This is a genomic window from Cobetia amphilecti (assembly GCF_032923285.1).
In the GTDB taxonomy this organism is placed as follows: Bacteria; Pseudomonadota; Gammaproteobacteria; order Pseudomonadales; family Halomonadaceae; genus Cobetia; species Cobetia amphilecti.
On record NZ_CP136695.1, the window covers coordinates 1,581,439 to 1,596,418 of the forward strand.

15 protein-coding genes and 1 tRNA gene are annotated in these 14,980 nt (G+C 59.8%); 8 read left to right on the forward strand and 8 right to left on the reverse strand.

Annotation, left to right across the window (positions count from 1 at the left end; genetic code table 11):
• The first annotated feature begins 79 nt into the window (after nt 1-79).
• Nucleotides 80-919, forward strand: coding sequence for a tryptophan synthase subunit alpha (gene trpA, locus R1T44_RS06760; protein WP_153635334.1), 840 nt, complete (start codon nt 80-82; stop codon nt 917-919).
• A gap of 169 nt (nt 920-1,088) precedes the next feature.
• Here the strand turns inward: trpA and R1T44_RS06765 are convergent, their stop codons facing one another.
• Nucleotides 1,089-2,036 (reverse strand): alpha/beta fold hydrolase, encoded by a 948-nt coding sequence (locus R1T44_RS06765; protein ID WP_153635335.1) that lies wholly within the window; start codon nt 2,034-2,036, stop codon nt 1,089-1,091.
• Nucleotides 2,037-2,424: 388 nt separating this feature from the next.
• On the opposite strand from R1T44_RS06765, the gene R1T44_RS06770 reads away from it, so the two are divergent.
• The 3 genes from R1T44_RS06770 to R1T44_RS06780 all read left to right on the forward strand — a co-directional run bounded on the left by R1T44_RS06770 (nt 2,425) and on the right by R1T44_RS06780 (nt 6,449).
• A complete protein-coding gene (locus tag R1T44_RS06770) occupies nt 2,425-4,776 on the forward strand; it encodes a sensor domain-containing protein (RefSeq protein ID WP_153635336.1) in 2,352 nt (783 codons plus the stop codon).
• 190 nt (nt 4,777-4,966) lie between these two features.
• Nucleotides 4,967-5,043: transfer RNA gene (locus tag R1T44_RS06775), tRNA-Arg, on the forward strand.
• Nucleotides 5,044-5,204: 161 nt separating this feature from the next.
• Entirely contained in the window at nt 5,205-6,449 is a 1,245-nt protein-coding gene (locus tag R1T44_RS06780; protein ID WP_317292782.1) for a tyrosine-type recombinase/integrase, read from the forward strand.
• Here R1T44_RS06780 and R1T44_RS06785 read toward each other — a convergent pair.
• Both R1T44_RS06785 and R1T44_RS06790 read right to left on the reverse strand, forming a co-directional pair.
• The gene (locus R1T44_RS06785; RefSeq protein WP_317292783.1) at nt 6,418-6,651 is read right to left on the reverse strand and encodes a helix-turn-helix transcriptional regulator; all 234 of its coding nucleotides are present in this window, start codon (nt 6,649-6,651) and stop codon (nt 6,418-6,420) included. The two genes, R1T44_RS06780 and R1T44_RS06785, sit on opposite strands and share 32 nt — an antisense overlap.
• Before the next feature lie 13 nt (nt 6,652-6,664).
• A complete protein-coding gene (locus R1T44_RS06790) occupies nt 6,665-6,985 on the reverse strand; it encodes a hypothetical protein (protein WP_317292784.1) in 321 nt (106 codons plus the stop codon).
• Nucleotides 6,986-7,457: 472 nt separating this feature from the next.
• Between R1T44_RS06790 and R1T44_RS06795 the strand changes: the two genes are divergently transcribed.
• Nucleotides 7,458-8,974 (forward strand): IS3 family transposase gene (locus R1T44_RS06795; RefSeq protein WP_317292928.1). Its coding sequence is split into 2 segments (ribosomal slippage): nt 7,458-7,892 and nt 7,895-8,974, totalling 1,515 coding nucleotides; the frame shifts between segments, so codons are not numbered across the junction.
• Nucleotides 8,975-9,000: 26 nt separating this feature from the next.
• Here the strand turns inward: R1T44_RS06795 and R1T44_RS06800 are convergent.
• The 5 genes from R1T44_RS06800 to R1T44_RS06820 form a co-directional block, all read right to left on the reverse strand.
• Nucleotides 9,001-9,612 carry a zeta toxin family protein gene (locus R1T44_RS06800; protein ID WP_317292785.1) on the reverse strand — a complete coding sequence of 204 codons (612 nt, stop codon included), beginning with the start codon at nt 9,610-9,612 and terminating at the stop codon, nt 9,001-9,003.
• Between the two features lie 68 nt (nt 9,613-9,680).
• Nucleotides 9,681-10,595: a DNA cytosine methyltransferase gene (locus tag R1T44_RS06805; RefSeq protein WP_317292786.1), complete on the reverse strand. Its 915-nt coding sequence runs from the start codon at nt 10,593-10,595 to the stop codon at nt 9,681-9,683.
• Nucleotides 10,592-11,179 (reverse strand): hypothetical protein, encoded by a 588-nt coding sequence (locus tag R1T44_RS06810; protein WP_317292787.1) that lies wholly within the window; start codon nt 11,177-11,179, stop codon nt 10,592-10,594. The genes R1T44_RS06805 and R1T44_RS06810 overlap by 4 nt, the downstream gene beginning before the upstream one ends.
• A gap of 1,177 nt (nt 11,180-12,356) precedes the next feature.
• The gene (locus R1T44_RS06815; protein ID WP_317292788.1) at nt 12,357-12,632 is read right to left on the reverse strand and encodes a hypothetical protein; all 276 of its coding nucleotides are present in this window, start codon (nt 12,630-12,632) and stop codon (nt 12,357-12,359) included.
• 335 nt (nt 12,633-12,967) lie between these two features.
• Nucleotides 12,968-13,843 (reverse strand): XRE family transcriptional regulator, encoded by an 876-nt coding sequence (locus R1T44_RS06820; protein WP_317292789.1) that lies wholly within the window; start codon nt 13,841-13,843, stop codon nt 12,968-12,970.
• Between R1T44_RS06820 and R1T44_RS06825 the strand changes: the two genes are divergently transcribed.
• From R1T44_RS06825 to R1T44_RS06835, 3 genes are all read left to right on the forward strand, one after another.
• On the forward strand, nt 13,766-13,984 hold the full coding sequence (locus R1T44_RS06825) for a Cro/CI family transcriptional regulator (RefSeq protein WP_317292790.1): 219 nt from the start codon (nt 13,766-13,768) through the stop codon (nt 13,982-13,984). The genes R1T44_RS06820 and R1T44_RS06825 overlap by 78 nt on opposite strands.
• A 62-nt stretch (nt 13,985-14,046) precedes the next feature.
• A complete protein-coding gene (locus R1T44_RS06830; RefSeq protein WP_317292791.1) occupies nt 14,047-14,541 on the forward strand; it encodes a phage regulatory CII family protein in 495 nt (164 codons plus the stop codon).
• 81 nt (nt 14,542-14,622) lie between these two features.
• The gene (locus R1T44_RS06835) at nt 14,623-14,943 is read left to right on the forward strand and encodes a hypothetical protein (protein WP_317292792.1); all 321 of its coding nucleotides are present in this window, start codon (nt 14,623-14,625) and stop codon (nt 14,941-14,943) included.
• The last annotated feature ends 37 nt before the right edge of the window (nt 14,944-14,980 follow it).

A 14,980-nucleotide genomic window follows, 5' to 3' on the forward strand; every position in this document is an offset into this window, starting at 1 on the left:
ATCGAGTCTGAGCGCCCCATGCCTTCTTCGCCTGCAGGTGTCATCGATGCCTGCAGGCCAGCAAATCCGGAGTCTATTGATGAGCATTTCCGCTATCGACACTACTGCCAGCAGCCGTCTTGACCGTCGCTTCGCTGCCGTGCGCGCCGAGAATCGTGCCGCGCTGGTGACCTACATCACTGCGGGCGACCCCGGCTACGATGCCAGCCTCGCGACCTTCCTCGGCATGGCGGACGCAGGCGCCGATGTCATCGAGCTGGGCATGCCGTTCACGGACCCGATGGCCGATGGTCTGGCCATTCAGCATGCCACCCAACGTGCCCTGAAGGCCGGCCAGACCATGGACCGCACCCTGGCGATGGTCAGCGAGTTCCGCAAGCGCGATCAGGACACTCCCATCGTGCTGATGGGCTACTACAACCCGATCTATCGTCGTGGCGTGAGCCGTTTTCTCGAGCAGGCAAGCGAGGCAGGCGTCGACGGCCTGATCGTCGTCGATCTGCCGCCGGAGCACGATGACGAGCTGTGCGTCCCGGCCAGCGAAGCGGGCATCAGCTTCATTCGCCTCGCTACGCCGACCACCGACAGCGAGCGTCTGCCGGGTGTGCTGGCCAACACCTCGGGCTTCCTCTACTACGTCTCCAGCAATGGCGTGACCGGCGGCGCGGCACCTACTGCCGAGAAGGTCGAGGCCGAGGTCGGTCGCATTCGTGAACATACCGATATTCCGGTCGCGGTCGGCTTCGGTATCCGTACCGCTGAACAGGCGGCGCGGATCGGGCGTTTCTCCGACGGTGTGGTGGTCGGTTCTGCCTTGATCGACCTGCAGGCCAATGCCGAGACGCCGGAGCAGGGTACTCAAGCCGTGCACGCCCTGACCCGTGAACTGGCTGATGCCCTGAAGACCGCGCGTCAGTGATTGCTGGTTAGCGGTCAGCATGCCCCTCGCAGGGGCGGTAGTTAGATAGATAGACAGCAACGCCTCGAACCCTGTTCGGGGCGTTGCTGTTTGTGAGGCACGCGCTATCGGCACGACGCGGCGTGTCACGTCCATCGCCTCGTTCTCGCACTTACCCTTGTTCTTACGCTCACGAAGCGGGCGCTGGCAGGATCTGGTCCAACCAGTGTGCTATCCGCCCACGTATCTGGTCACTGTCGTGCCATTGCAGCAGCAGATGGGGCGCCTCGGGCAGGTAATGAATCTCGAGCGTATCGCGTGAGGCGCTCGGCCAGTCGCTGACCAGCCGCTCGATGGCCACACGGGGCACGGTCTCATCGCGATCACCGTGCAACAGCAGGGTGGGCGGCAGTCGTGTGTCAGCAGAAAGTGCTGCGATGTCATCGCTGGCGTGATCCGTGAAGCGAATCAGGCCGTAATAGGCATCAAGGCGCACGGAATGCACGACGCGGGAATCCTTGGCCAACCGCCCGGCAGCTGCGGGCTGAAGTTCTCCTTCGGGGTACCTGCGTGGCACCTCCACGCTGGTCGCTGGGATAAGGTGCGCCGCCGTCCAGAGTCCTGCGTTGTACAGATAGCGCCAGCGGATGCCGCCGCGGACGCCCGGGGCGGCGAGCAGGCTGCCATCGATCGACAGCGCCGGATGTTGGGCGAGGGCATTGAGTATCACCGAGCCGCCCATGCTTTCTCCCGCCACGATCAAGGGGAGGTTCGGGTGGCGCTGGCGCAGTACCGTGATGGCGTCCACCAGATCCTCGACCAGCAACGGGGACTCCGGCCATCGCCCTTGCTGGCTGGACTCCCCGAAACCGCGTTGGTCATAGGCGTAGGTCACGATGCCTTGTCCGGCCAGCCACGGGCCCAGATCGGCATATGCCAGCCGGAAGTCGCCGTAGCTGTGCAGGCCAAGCAGCATGGCGCGTTGAGGGGTTGCCTGCGCAGGTTGCCAGGACTCCCATGCCAGCGACGTGGCGTCGCGGGTCACGAGATGGCGTGAGGCGGAGGATTCATCAAGGCAAGGGGCCTGGTGGATGTCATTGGCCGCAAGGTAGTGCGGCCCGCATCCCGATAGCAGCATGCAGAGTGTGACTGACACAAAGGGCAGCAGAGCGTTCAAGGAGTGGCTCTCCGTGGCGAATGGCGTGATGTGTGTACTACGCCCGACGCTGCCGAGTGGATCATGCTGTCAGGGCATCTGAAATGTGAGCGTTGTCAGTGTTGTGGGAGTGAACGCGCTCGATTCAAAGGCCTGTGCGGCGCTCGAGAGCCGAATGATGATCGACGCCAGTGCCGATCGAATGACGCTGGACTCATATTCAACGCATCGCAGTGGGTTAATATCACTGAGACATAGGCCGCATACTGGTGCCGAGGATCCGGCACGCTGGTGCTGGTAATTCGCCGAGTCCTGAGGCTCGGCATGTCATCCAGCCAGGATCGCAGAGGAGTCTGCTGAGGATACGCCAGTGAGTGACACCACATCGTTTGGCACCATGCCGAGCACTTCCCGGCCCGCCAATGGCCAGGAAGCCGAAGGCTTGTTGAATCAGCTGCTGGATCACACCAGCAACGGCGTCTGTTGCTATGACCTCGAAGGGCGCATTCGCTGGGTCAACCCCGCCTTTGAGCAGCTTCTCGGCTATCGAGAGCAGCAGGTGGTCGGCAAGGTGCCCAGTGAATTTTTGATGGGGCCGGCATCCGATCTGCTGGTCATCACCCGATTGCGTGAACAGCGCCGCCGCGGCGAACCCAGCGATGAGGAGCTGGTGCATTACGACAGCAATGGCCAACCACTGCGATTGCGGCTGCGCTGCATTCCACTCAAGGATTCCAGGGGGCGGGTGGAAGGGTATCTGGGGCTGCAGACGGACATTACCCAGATGCACCGGGCCTTGATGTTGAGCCATTCCCAGCTTGAGCTGCTGGAAGCCGTGGCGGCAGGCCAGTCTCTGGACAAGACGCTGCGCGACCTGTGCCTGACCATCGAAGGCGCCGCGGTTCAGGTGCGCTCCTCGTTGCTGCTGCTGGATGATGTGGGCCGCACCATCGTGGCAGGTCAGGGGCCCAGCCTGCCGGCAAGCTTTATGCTGTTCACCCGTGGTTTGAAGATCGGGGAAGGCGTGGGCACCTGTGGGACGGCGATGTGGCGGCGCAAGCCGGTCATGACGCCTTCCATCGCGCAGGAACCTGCCTGGGAGGGCTTCCGTGAGCATCCGCATGCGTTGGGGCTGGATGCCTGCCTGTCGATGCCGATTCTCGATGGCGAGGATAATCCGCTGGGCAGCTTTGCCTTCTATGCCGAGACAGGCGAGGTCTTCGATGCAACTCACCATGGCTTGCTCGAAGTGGCGGTCAAGGTGGCCAGGCTGGCGATCGAACGCTATCGACGTGACCAGCAGCTGACGCATCAGGCCTTGCACGACTCGTTGACCGGCTTGCCCAACCGGCGCCTCGTGCGTCGTCATCTCTGTGAGCTGGCGGAGCAGGCCCAGCCCGGCGAGATGGGCGCGCTGATGTTCCTGGATCTTGATCACTTCAAGCGTCTCAACGATATCCTCGGTCACGATGCCGGTGACCTGGCGCTCAAGCAGGTCGCCTCGCGTCTGGCAGAGATGCTGGGCCCGCAGGACTTCCTCGCGCGCCATGGGGGAGACGAGTTCATCGTGCTGCTGGCACCGAGAGCCGGTGGGCCGCGCGAAGCGGCTAGCCGAGCGCGCCAGGTGGCGGAGCAGATGCTGGAGCGACTGCAGGAGCCGCTGGAGCTTGAAGGGCGAACGCATCAGTTGACCGGCTCGTTGGGCATCACGCTCTATCCGCGTCATGAGGAAGGCTATGGCGCCTGCTCTCAGCAAGTGTTGCCGGCTGGCAAGGCCGAGCATGACGAAATTGATAGAGAAGAGAGTGATGCCTGGAGTCACCTCCTGCATCAAGCGGATATCGCGCTCTATGAGAGCAAGGGGGCCGGGCGTGCACGGCTGTGTTTCTTCGCGCCCGAGATGCGCCAACGCATCATCGATGCCGCTCGGATGGAACACGCGCTGCGTGAGGCCGTGTCTCGCCAGCAGCTGAGTGTCCACCTCCAGCCGCAATTTTCCCTGCCCGAAAGTGGTGAGCCGCAATTGTGTGGCGCCGAGGCATTGCTGCGTTGGCATGACCCGCAGCTTGGGATGGTCTCGCCAGCGACCTTCATCCCCATCGCGGAGGAGTCCGGCCTGATTCTCGAGCTGGGACATTGGGTGCTGGAGCAGGTCTGTCGCGAGCTTGCCGCCATGACCGCTCGAGGCTATGCGCTACCGATGGCGGTCAATGTCAGTCAGGTGCAGTTCCGTAGCAGCGAGTTCGTGCCGCAGGTCACCAGGCTGTTGGCGCAACATGACTTCGCGCCTGAGCTCTTGCGTATGGAAATCACCGAGAGCCTGGCGACGGATGATGAAGCGGCAATGCTCGAGAAGATTGACCAGCTGGCAGCCTTGGGCCTGAGCTTCTCGATTGATGATTTCGGCATCGGCTACTCGAATCTGTCGCGTTTGCGTCGTATGCCGCTCAAGGAGCTGAAGATAGATCGCAGCTTCATCAATGACCTGTCTCATGAGGAATCGCCAGACACGCATACCACGGGCAACGAGATCGTGCGTGCCATGCTGATGATGGCGAGCGCCCTGTCACTCGATGTCGTGGCGGAAGGCGTGGAAGAGACGGAGCAACTCGAAGTCTTGCGGCGCATGGGTTGCTCGCGAGTTCAGGGTTACCTGCTGGGGCGCCCGCGCCCGATGGCAGAGGTGATTGGCGACGCGGAGGCCCGATTGTCGAAAGGATAGGGAAGGCATGTTCATGAGGCTGTCTCAGCCAGCCTGGGGCATGACACCGAAATCAGGCGTGGAGCATGCCTTCAGGTTATTGCTCCAGCGCCTCCAGCATGTGGATGACGACGAAGGGGCGTGAAGCAGGCGGTGCAGCAATTGTCGGGTTTATCTCGCCACTTCAATGGCTTATACTTCCGCTCGCTACGCCCCCTTAGCTCAGCTGGATAGAGCGGCCCCCTCCTAAGGGGCAGGTCGCAGGTTCGACTCCTGCAGGGGGCGCCAAGCCCCTCTTTTTCCCTGCTTTACCCTCCTCTTATATTCTCGTAACTCCTTGTTTTACCTTTATTGCGTCCGTAATACTGTATATTTATACATGCATCCACTCTAGAGGCTCGTGTATGGTGTGGTGTATGGTGAGGTTCCACCATACATGGGCACCATACATGAAGCGTGATGCTATCAAGCGGCGACCGCTTGCAGACACCGTGTTGTCTACCCTCGAGCCAGAAGCGCGTGAGTATCGCGAGTCCTATGGCCTGGACCGTCTCTACTTCGTCGTATCGCCAACTGGCCGCAAGCGCTGGGAGGTTCGCTACAAACACCCGATCACGCAAAAGTGGTCGTTCATGGGAGTAGGGGGTTACCCGGACACCAAGGCCAAGAAAGCGCGAGCTCAAGCTATCCAGATTGCCGAGCTGGTAGCCGACGGCATTGATCCCCGGGAGCACCTTAGAGGGGGCGGTGGTGTCCGGACCTTTAGGGTTGTCGCGGAGCAGTGGTACGAGCACAAGCAGATGCAGGGGAGATCGGCCAAGACGCTGACCAAGATGAGGCATTGGCTCGATAATGATGCGTTGCCTGCACTGGGAGAGTTGGCAGTTGCTGATGTGTCACGGGCTGACTGCGTGCGCGTTCAGAAAGGCATTGAGGCCCGCAAGGCTTTCAATATTGCCGAGAAGTCCCGGGCTTTTCTGCGCCGGATCTTCGACTTCGCCATTGCTCACGGCTATTGCGAGAACAACCCAGCTTCGAACCTGCTGGACGTTGCGGCGCCGGCACCAGTCTCCAAGCCTCGTCCTCATCTACTGGAAGAAGATCTACCAGACTTTCTGCGTGCGCTGCGTATGACAACCAGCCGCCGGTCTACCCGCTTGGCTGCTTGGATGGTCGTGTGGACGGCATCGCGGCCAGGCATGGTGCGATGGATGGAATGGAGCGAGATCAAGGGCAAGTCGTGGCACATCCCCGCGGAGAAGATGAAGATGCGCCGCGATCATGTCGTGCCACTTTGCCGTCAAGCACTGCAAGCGCTTGAAGAGATGCGTCCTCTTTCTGGACGATCGAGGTATGTATTCACTGGGGAGGGGGCAAAGCTACCTGTCCTGTCGGATGCTGCGATAAATCGCTGCTTCTCGAATGCAGGGTATAAGGAGAGGATGACGGGGCATGGTGCCCGCCACACGGCCAAGACGCTGCTGAGTGAGCATGGGTGGCCGTTACAGTGGACGGAGATGCAGCTTGCGCACAAGCCGATCGGGTTGGAGGGCGTGTACAACCAGGCGTCGTACCTTGAGCAGAGACGGAAGATGATGCAATGGTATGCCGACTACCTTGAGGCATTGGAAGTCGGCATGACCAAGGCCAAGCGGGACAAGTTCAAGCGTCGTCAGCGGGACGTAACTGCATAGCCCATTGGCTCATCCATGCTTCAACCTCATGCTCGTACCAATAGTTGGTCGATGCCCGGCCAATGCCATCCTTGATAGGGCGCGGGAAGTTGGAATCTTTCACAAGCAGCTTCTCGAGTGATGAGCGGCTGCGGCCTATCTTCTCGCAGACTTCACGGGTGCGGAGGAAGCGCAGCGGCTGGTGTGTGGCTGTGTCTGTCATGATCATCTCCTGTCTAGTCACCTTGATAACGGCCCGAGCTGTAGCCCAGGGCCTGCTCTTCTTGCGCGGCGGCATGATTGGCCATCGCGTCTTGCACACCGGGCACCTGCATCACCAAGGTGTACTTGCGGCGCCAGTGATCTCGTCGTTGGCTGATCATCACGATCAGGTCTGCCAGTGGCAGTGCTTCACCATCTTCTGCGGCGTACCCGGTACCGTGACAATGGGCGCATGGGGAGATATGGAAGACGCCTCGAAATGTGCCGCTGCCACCGCATTGCGGGCATGGCCCATGCGCTGGCGGCTCCCACGATGCTTGCGATATCTGGCGCATACGGCCTCCCTGCAGGCACAAAAAAAGCCACTCATGTAGGAGTGGCTCATAAAAAAACCCGCCGTATGTGGCGGGTTTTCTGGGACGCGGTTGTTATCTCGGTCTAGCCGAGTTCACCATTTCTTTCTGTTGTGCTGCAGCCCTCTTTAGCGCAGCTTTGAAGAAATTGCTTTTTTCTTGGGGCGGGGTATCACGGAGGTAGCGAGAGAGACTAGCTCGATCTGCTGTCTTCGTTTCCTTGTTCGGTGTCATCAGGTTTACTCCTTGCTGCTAGGGCTCTAGCAAGATCTTCACGAGTACGAGAGGTTGGGCAAATGCAATCTACACTTGCTACGTCCTCATGAAATTCAGGGTCTGGATCGGTAAAGTCTTTGACTAGGCCCTATCTGCCAGCGTAGTTGTCACCTAAACGGATTGAGAGGTGATCAACGTGCGTTATTCCACAGAACGTAAGGAAGCCATCCTCAAGAAGATGGCGCCGCCTACGAGCATGACCATCCCGGAATTGGCCGAACAGGAAGGCATCACCGCAACAACCCTCTACAATTGGCGGAAACAGGCCAGAGAGCGAGGACAAGTTTTGCCATCACGTTCCACCCAGCCCGACCAGTGGACCAGCCAGGAGAAGTTCCAGATCGTCCTGGAGACGGCCCCGATGAACGCGGCCGAACTCAGTGCCTATTGCCGCGAGCGTGGGCTCTACCCCGAGCAGGTGGAGGCTTGGCGGGATGCCTGCATGAACGCCAACGACGACGTGGCAGCGCAGGCCAAGCAACAACGCCAGGCTCGCAAGGCGGAGCAAAAGCGGCTCCGTAAGTTGGAGCGCGAGCTGCACCGTAAGGACAAGGCCCTCGCCGAGACGGCGGCCCTGTTGGCCCTGTCAAAAAAAGCCGAGGCGATCTGGGGCACGACCCACGACGAGGACGACTGACCAGCCTCCCGGATCGCCAGCACATCGTGACCCTGGTGCAAGACGCCCAGCGTGACGGGGCTCGGCTGGTCAAGGCCTGTCAGGTGATGGGCATCAACGTGCGGACCTATTTCCGCTGGGTCGCAGAAGGCGAAGTGACGGCGGACCGCCGCCCCGGCGCCGATCGCCCGGAACCCGCCAACAAGCTATCTCCCGAGGAGCGAAAAGCGATCGTGGCGTTGTGCAACGCTCCAGAATATCGAAGCCGCCCTCCGGCCTTCATCGTGGCCGATCAGGCTGACAAGGGCCACTATCTGGCCTCTGAGTCGACGATATACCGAGTGCTTCATGAATATGATCAGCAACATCACCGGGGCCGACAGCAGGCCCCTCAGCGTAATCGCCCACCGACCACTCACCAGGCGACGGCGCCGAACCAGCTTTGGTGCTGGGACATTTCGTGGCTGCCCGGTCCCGCGCGCGGCACTTGGTGGTATCTGTACCTGATCATGGACGTCTTCAGTCGCAAGATCGTCGGGCACGAGATCTATGAAACAGAGACTGGCGAGCTGGCTGCTGAGTTGATTCAGAAAGCCTGCTGGCGAGAGCGCCTGACAGATCGTCATAAACCCTTGATTCTGCATTCAGATAACGGCAGCCCGATGAAGGCAGCGACCTTCCTGGAAAAGCTCTATGACCTGGGCATCACACCATCGTACAGCCGGCCGCGAGTCAGCAACGACAATGCCTTCGCCGAGTCGGCCTTCAAGACGCTGAAGTACCGGCCGGGCTTCCCCGTCGACGGGTTCGCCACCCTGGCCGAGGCTCAGGACTGGGTTCAGCAATTTACCGAGTGGTACAACCATGAGCACCGGCACAGCGCCCTTCGCTACGTCACGCCGAGCCAGCGTCATAACGGCGAGGCCAAAGGCATTCTGACGCAGCGCCGAGAGGTCTTCGAGGCCGCGAAGCAGCGTCACCCGGAGCGGTGGTCAGGCGACATCCGGAAACTCGATCTGCCGGAGATAGTGCATCTGAATCCGGAGCGGGATCCGGTACCGCAGGCAGTAGGATTTTAAAAAGCCAGAACCACTTCATGTGCCAACTATGTTGACAGATTCCGTAGGACGTCGATGCTAAGGTCGTCGCCAAACTCCTTTTTCATCTCGTTTACCACAAGACGGGAGCTAAAATACTGATCTATAAAGGATTCTAAGGGGATCCCTCTACCCTCAACTATCTCTCTGGCCTGTACGAATTCCCATGAAGTCAAGGGGTCTTGGTACACATACCAAAGTCTTACAAGGCGACCTTTTTGCAGAGCCCTTTGGATATTGCTTCTAACCTTCTTGAGGTTAGCAGAGGTGCCGTCCAGTAGGAAGCTCTTCCTGCTCCTTACCAGCCTGTCGAAGACGCGCTCAACGATCAAAGATACTCCGCCTTGGAAAAGACGTGAGTTACTGCCATCGTAGCCTGGTAAGTTGCTTCGGAAGTCATCAGGATCTACGCGTAAAATGTTAAATTGAGATGCTATCTCCTTAGATGCTTCCGTTTTTCCTGCACCGGGGGCACCAGCCATGAAGATGGTTAATGGAGGGTCGTCACCATCACCATCAGGGCAGCTCAAGAGCTCGGAGGCGATTGTGTTGCGTATGCTCTTTGCACTGGCCTTGGCTGTTTCCACAATCTCCCGATCATGATCACTCAGTCCATTCATATGGCTATTTCCATAAGGCTATGATGGCTAGTTATACATGGTGATCTTTCAAGCTACTAGTCAAGGTGTTATGCGGCTTGCTGCAGCGCCTTGATGATGTGGCTGACCGGGGTAGGGCATACCGCGTTGCCGAGCAGATGCACGGCGAGACGGTGGTTGTCCGGCAGCTGGTAGGTGTCGGGGAAGCTCATGGCCGACCGGCATTCCCACCGGCTGAGCATGCGCATGCGGTCGCCATCGACGATGGCCCAGCGATCGCGCGTGGTGATGGTGCCGATGGGGCGATCCAGCGATCTTCCCGTCTTGGTGTTGCCGTAGTAGCTGATCAGGAAGCGGTCACCGTGGGCGGCACGGCCCGCGCGCACTCGCTCCAGGGTGGCGGCGGCTCGCCCGGGCTTCTCGATGGGCTGCCAGCGGCCCGCCTCGAAGTCGATGAAGCTGGCAGCCGGCAGGTGATCGAGTGTCGGCAGGTTCAGCTTGAGCGGCTGGGCGGACTGGGTGAGTACCAGGAACATGCGGATGCGGTTCTGTGGGGCGCCGAGGTCAGCGGCATCTACCACATGCGGGCTGACGGCATAGCCCAGCGCCTGCATGGCCAGCACCCAGGGGCGGTAGAGCTGCCAATCGAGGAACTCGGGTACGTTCTCCACGAGGATGGCTGGCGGCCGGCGATACTCGGCAGCTGATACCACTGCCCAGGCAGTCGAGCGTCTGGCATCGTGCTGAGGGTTGCCGCTGGCCTTGCCTCGCGCTTTGCTGTGGCCCTGACAGCAGGGCGACGCCAGCATCAGGTCATGCGCGGGCACCTGGCTCCAATCCGCTTGATGCAGGTCCTGGCAGATGTGCGCTGCGTCCGGATGGTTGCGGCTGTGCCACTCGACAGCATCCGGCCAATGATTGGCGGCCCAGGCCACGTTGCAGCCGGCCATGCTGGCGCCGGTGCTGAATCCACCGGCACCGGCGAAGAGGTCAATGACGTTCATGACTTCACCTTGCGATGGCCTGCGTCGTAGAGCGCTCCCAGCAGGTACTCTTCCGACAGTGCCCCGTGAAGCTCGCGCTTATGAGCGTCAGCCGCGGCCTTGGTGATCTGCTTCATGTCCTCAATGGCCGTCTCGCGCTCGCTGCGGATGGGGCGTAGCTCAGACTGAGCGCACACTTCAACGCCACGTCGCTTGCCTTCGACCACGGCATTGCCGCCGCGCAGTGTATGGCCGATCACCCTGACTTCTGCGTATCCGCCGTGATCTGAATCGAGCGTCACGATGCTCCCCACCGGTGGCAGCCCTTCTCCATTCCAAGCCCTTGGATTGACTGTATCGCTGACAGGTCGCTCGAGATGTTGGACGTGTACCAGCAGCGCCTCTTCCCATTGTTCCCGGGTGATGACGATGCGGCGCTCATGGGCGCCGATCCATGCGTAGTGCCATTCATTGTTGGTTGGGCCTTTGATCCAGCCCTCGAGATCGCCGTGGCCGTTATCGGTCGGGAGGTTGCAGTCCGTCTCGGGACGTGGCCACGGGTGGGGGAGGTGCATCAGGCTTGCCATCAGTTGATCGCGGGTCATATCAGTCATCTTTGGTGAGCAGTGTGTCGAGCCAGCCACCGGCGAGCAGGCAAAAGAAAGCCGCCAGGCAAGTGGCGGCAATAAGTAGTGGGTGAATCATGGTGATTTCTGTGTCAGTGAGGCGTAGTCGCCTAGCCGCTTGGCGGTCGCCAACAAGCCGGCAGGCCTTCGCCTTAGCGTTTTGACAGCCTCTGCCAAGCTTTGGGGCTTCGCCGGCTTGCGGGATTTGGTGACTGGCTCAAGCAGTAGTATCGGATTATGACGGCCCAAGCGCGTCATGCGGGACAATAGTGTCCCTTCCCCGATACCGAGCCGCTCGGCGTGTTCCGCCATCGTCGCGGTGATGCCATCGACAGTGACCCGAGATCGAAGAAAGAGCGTCATGCTGGCCTCCACGAGTGGTTGTGCTCACAGGTCAGCCTCCAGAAGAGGCTGACCTGTGAGCACAAAAAAACCCACCGTATAAGTGGGTTAACAATCAGACGGTTTGCACAGAACTAATCAGCTTTTTCTGTATCCTTGGAATGGCGAGCATCTTTACGTAGTCGGCCCATAGAGCCGAACGTCAACAGCACAAAAAGTAGGGCCAGACCCAGGCCCATCCATACTGCTTCAGTGCCCATAAATTCAGTTCCCCCTTCAGAACCCTGCAATTTCCAGGATTTTCAAGTGTAAAGGAAAATGGGTTTGATTAAACCACTCATGTTTATGGCTGATGCAGATAATGGTTACGGCTAAAAAGGCCCCGTCAGGGACGTGACGGGGAAGCACAGGCACTGCAGGGAAAGGGCATCGGGAAGCGGTCGCGCTTTGCGAAGGCTTGCCATTGCACTCTCGGGTGGGCTCTGCCATTGGCAAAGCCCCATACCATTCCCAGTATTTCGACAGCCCTGGGCGGCGTACTCCCAGCGGCCTCTCGCGTGTCTAGCGCTACGGGCTGGCTGGGCATGCCTGATTGTTAAAGAACAGCCGCATTGCCCGGCGGTTCGGGGCTCATCAGGCGATACCGGCAGTGCCGATGTCCTCTGATAAGCGCTGTCTCTCCAGCTGTCACACCACTTGCCCAGGTGTCGGGGGTAAGGCCGCTAGCGCAAGGGAGGAACCGGCGCCTTACCTGCGGGTGGTTATGCTCGCAATCCCCACTGGCACCACCTGCTGGCCTTGGGGCGAGGTCCGATCAGCGACTGGCGAGCTGCTGACCATGCGTAATCTGAGGGGAGCAAAGGCTGGCGGCATTGCCGTGGAAGTCCGGCCAGCCGCGGCGCTGTGATTCAGCGAAACCGGCCTTGGCATCTTCCTGCCACATGGCGGTCATCTCGCAGTATTCGGCTTCGCTGGCGGTCAGCTGGCGCGGGCCATCGGTCTGCTGGGTGAGGCTGGCGAGCGTGACTAGACCGCCGACGATGACGGCGAGGGCGATGGCTGAACGATGCTTGCGGGCTGTGTCGGTCATGGGCTGCTCCAATCCACTCAGTGACGATGGCGGTGTGCCGTGTCGATGTGGATTATTATGGCAATGCTCATATTGTTGGTCAATGAGATTACGCATATTTTCCCATATTTAGCTTTGGGGCTATGTTCCATGCAATAAAAAACCCGCCTCGATGGGCGGGTCTATCATTCGTTTGAAGGACTTTCAGGGTGAAGCACCGGGAGGGTGACACAGGTGTCAGGGTGACACAGGTGTCAGAGTGACACAGGTGTCAGGGGGAGGGTGACTCTGGTGTCGTACCTAGAACCTACCTACTTGAATCACTCTCTCTGGTTACGCGTGCGCGCGATGATTTCTCAGGCGAAGGTTTCCCACCAGAAGACGCGGCCGATGATCTTCGGGGCATCCGGATCACCCAGGGTGTAGAACTCTTCTGGGTACTCGATGTGGTTGTCACTGACCACCCGCATGCGACCCATCGGCAAGCGGTAGAGGCGCTTCACGCGCAGCATGCCGCCGTGATCTAGCGCGTATACCTTGCCATCGATGATGTGACGGCAGCTTTTGTCGATGCCGATGGGGGAGCCGTCAAAGATAGCTGGCTCCATGGAATCCCCAGATACCGTGGCACAGGCGGCCTGCTTGGGGTCTACCCCGGCACGCGCCAGGCGCGGCAGGCTGAAGCGCATGTACGCCCCGTGATTCTCGATGACCTGAGTGCGGCCATCGCCAGCCGCCATCTCGACTTCGCGGAAGTAAGGGATTTCTACCTCGTCGTCCCTGAGAGGCTCATTCCCCTCAACGATTTCCGTTTCATGGAGCACTAGCTCGCTGGCGTCGCTTTTGGCGGCAGCCCAAGAATCAGTCATCTCGCCTTCGCCAGTAGCCAGCCATCTCGCGCTGACGCCAAGCGCATGCGCAATGGTGATCGTATGTGTCGAACCCCGGTGCTTACCTCGCTCGAGACTAGAGATGACCGATTGGTCGATTCCAACTCGCTCGGCTAGCTGAACCTGGGTGAGTCCGGCTGCCTTTCGGGCAGACCTGATTCTGTCTTTGAGTTCCATGGCCGGATTGTTATGCGCATGCTCATGTTGTTGCAAATGAGTTTTCGCATGCTCTAGAATATGAGAAATCGCATAGAGGTGTGTTGTATGAGCAATATCTACAGGCGTCTTGTCGCCCACTTCGGGAACCAACGAAAGACTGCTGAGACTTTGGGGGTTGATCAAGGGTCTGTCTCCCACTGGGTTTGCGGCACAAATGGAATGTCGCCCGCAGCGGCCTTGAGAGCAGAGCGATTAACCAATGGAGCGTTTCTGGCTGAACATCTTTGTCCACGAGTCTTTGGCCGCGATAAGCACACCGCCTGACACCCACAGCATAGCCCGCCGCCCATATCGGCTTAAACGGAACGAACACGGAGAAATTGACCATGGATGCCCATACAGAGATCGAGCGAGACATGGATGCCTTCCTGGACGCAGTGCACGACGTGGCGTTCGAGTGCCAGCCCAAGCAGCTGGCGAGCGATCTGGGAATGTCAGCCAAGTCCATGTATCGCCGCCTCAGTGAAGACGAGCCGATGCCGCTGCGTTTCATCGATTTCGTGGGGATCTTCTGGAACGTGGACCGCGAGCACCAGATGCGCCTGATGGCTCCGTTTCTGGATTACCTGAGCATGGTAGCGGTGCCGCGTTGTGCGAAGGGCGAGGTGAGCCGTGGTGACGTGTTCGCGTCAGTGCTGGATGCCCAGCAGGGGCAGGGCGCGATGGCGGCGTTGATTCGGGCGGCGATTGCAGATGGCGAGGTAGACGAGGAAGAGGCAGAGCAGCTTGAAGCGCAGCACAAGGCCATTGAGCAGCAGATGAGCACCCTGATGGGACAGCTGCAGGCGATGCGCAAACCGCTGAAGGTGGTGAGCCGGTAACCGGGCACCAGATACAAAAATCCCCCGAAGGCGTCGAAACCAATCCGGGGGAAGCATCTCACTATGCCAAGGGAGTATGGCATGACGATCAAGACGAGTGAAGCCAAGCAGATGTTGACCAGCTATCGGGGTTGGAGCTGTGAGTCCCTCAAGGCCGAGACCTATCGGCTGGCGGTGATGATCGAGAAGCGTGAGCGAGTGGGTGGCGTGATTGATCTGCGTATGAGCATGCAGCACCACCTGGCCGTGGTGGCCCTGCTGGAATGCGGCAAGGGTCAGGGTGAGACGGCGCAGGCAGATGCCCGCCGCACTCTGTCGATCGACCACCACATGAGCGAGGCAGGACGTTTCGAGCGCCTGTCACTGGGCGTGGCAGCCAAGGGCGATGAGGTACCGGCATGAGCATCACGGCACGAATGAGTTCAGCACGCCTTGAGAC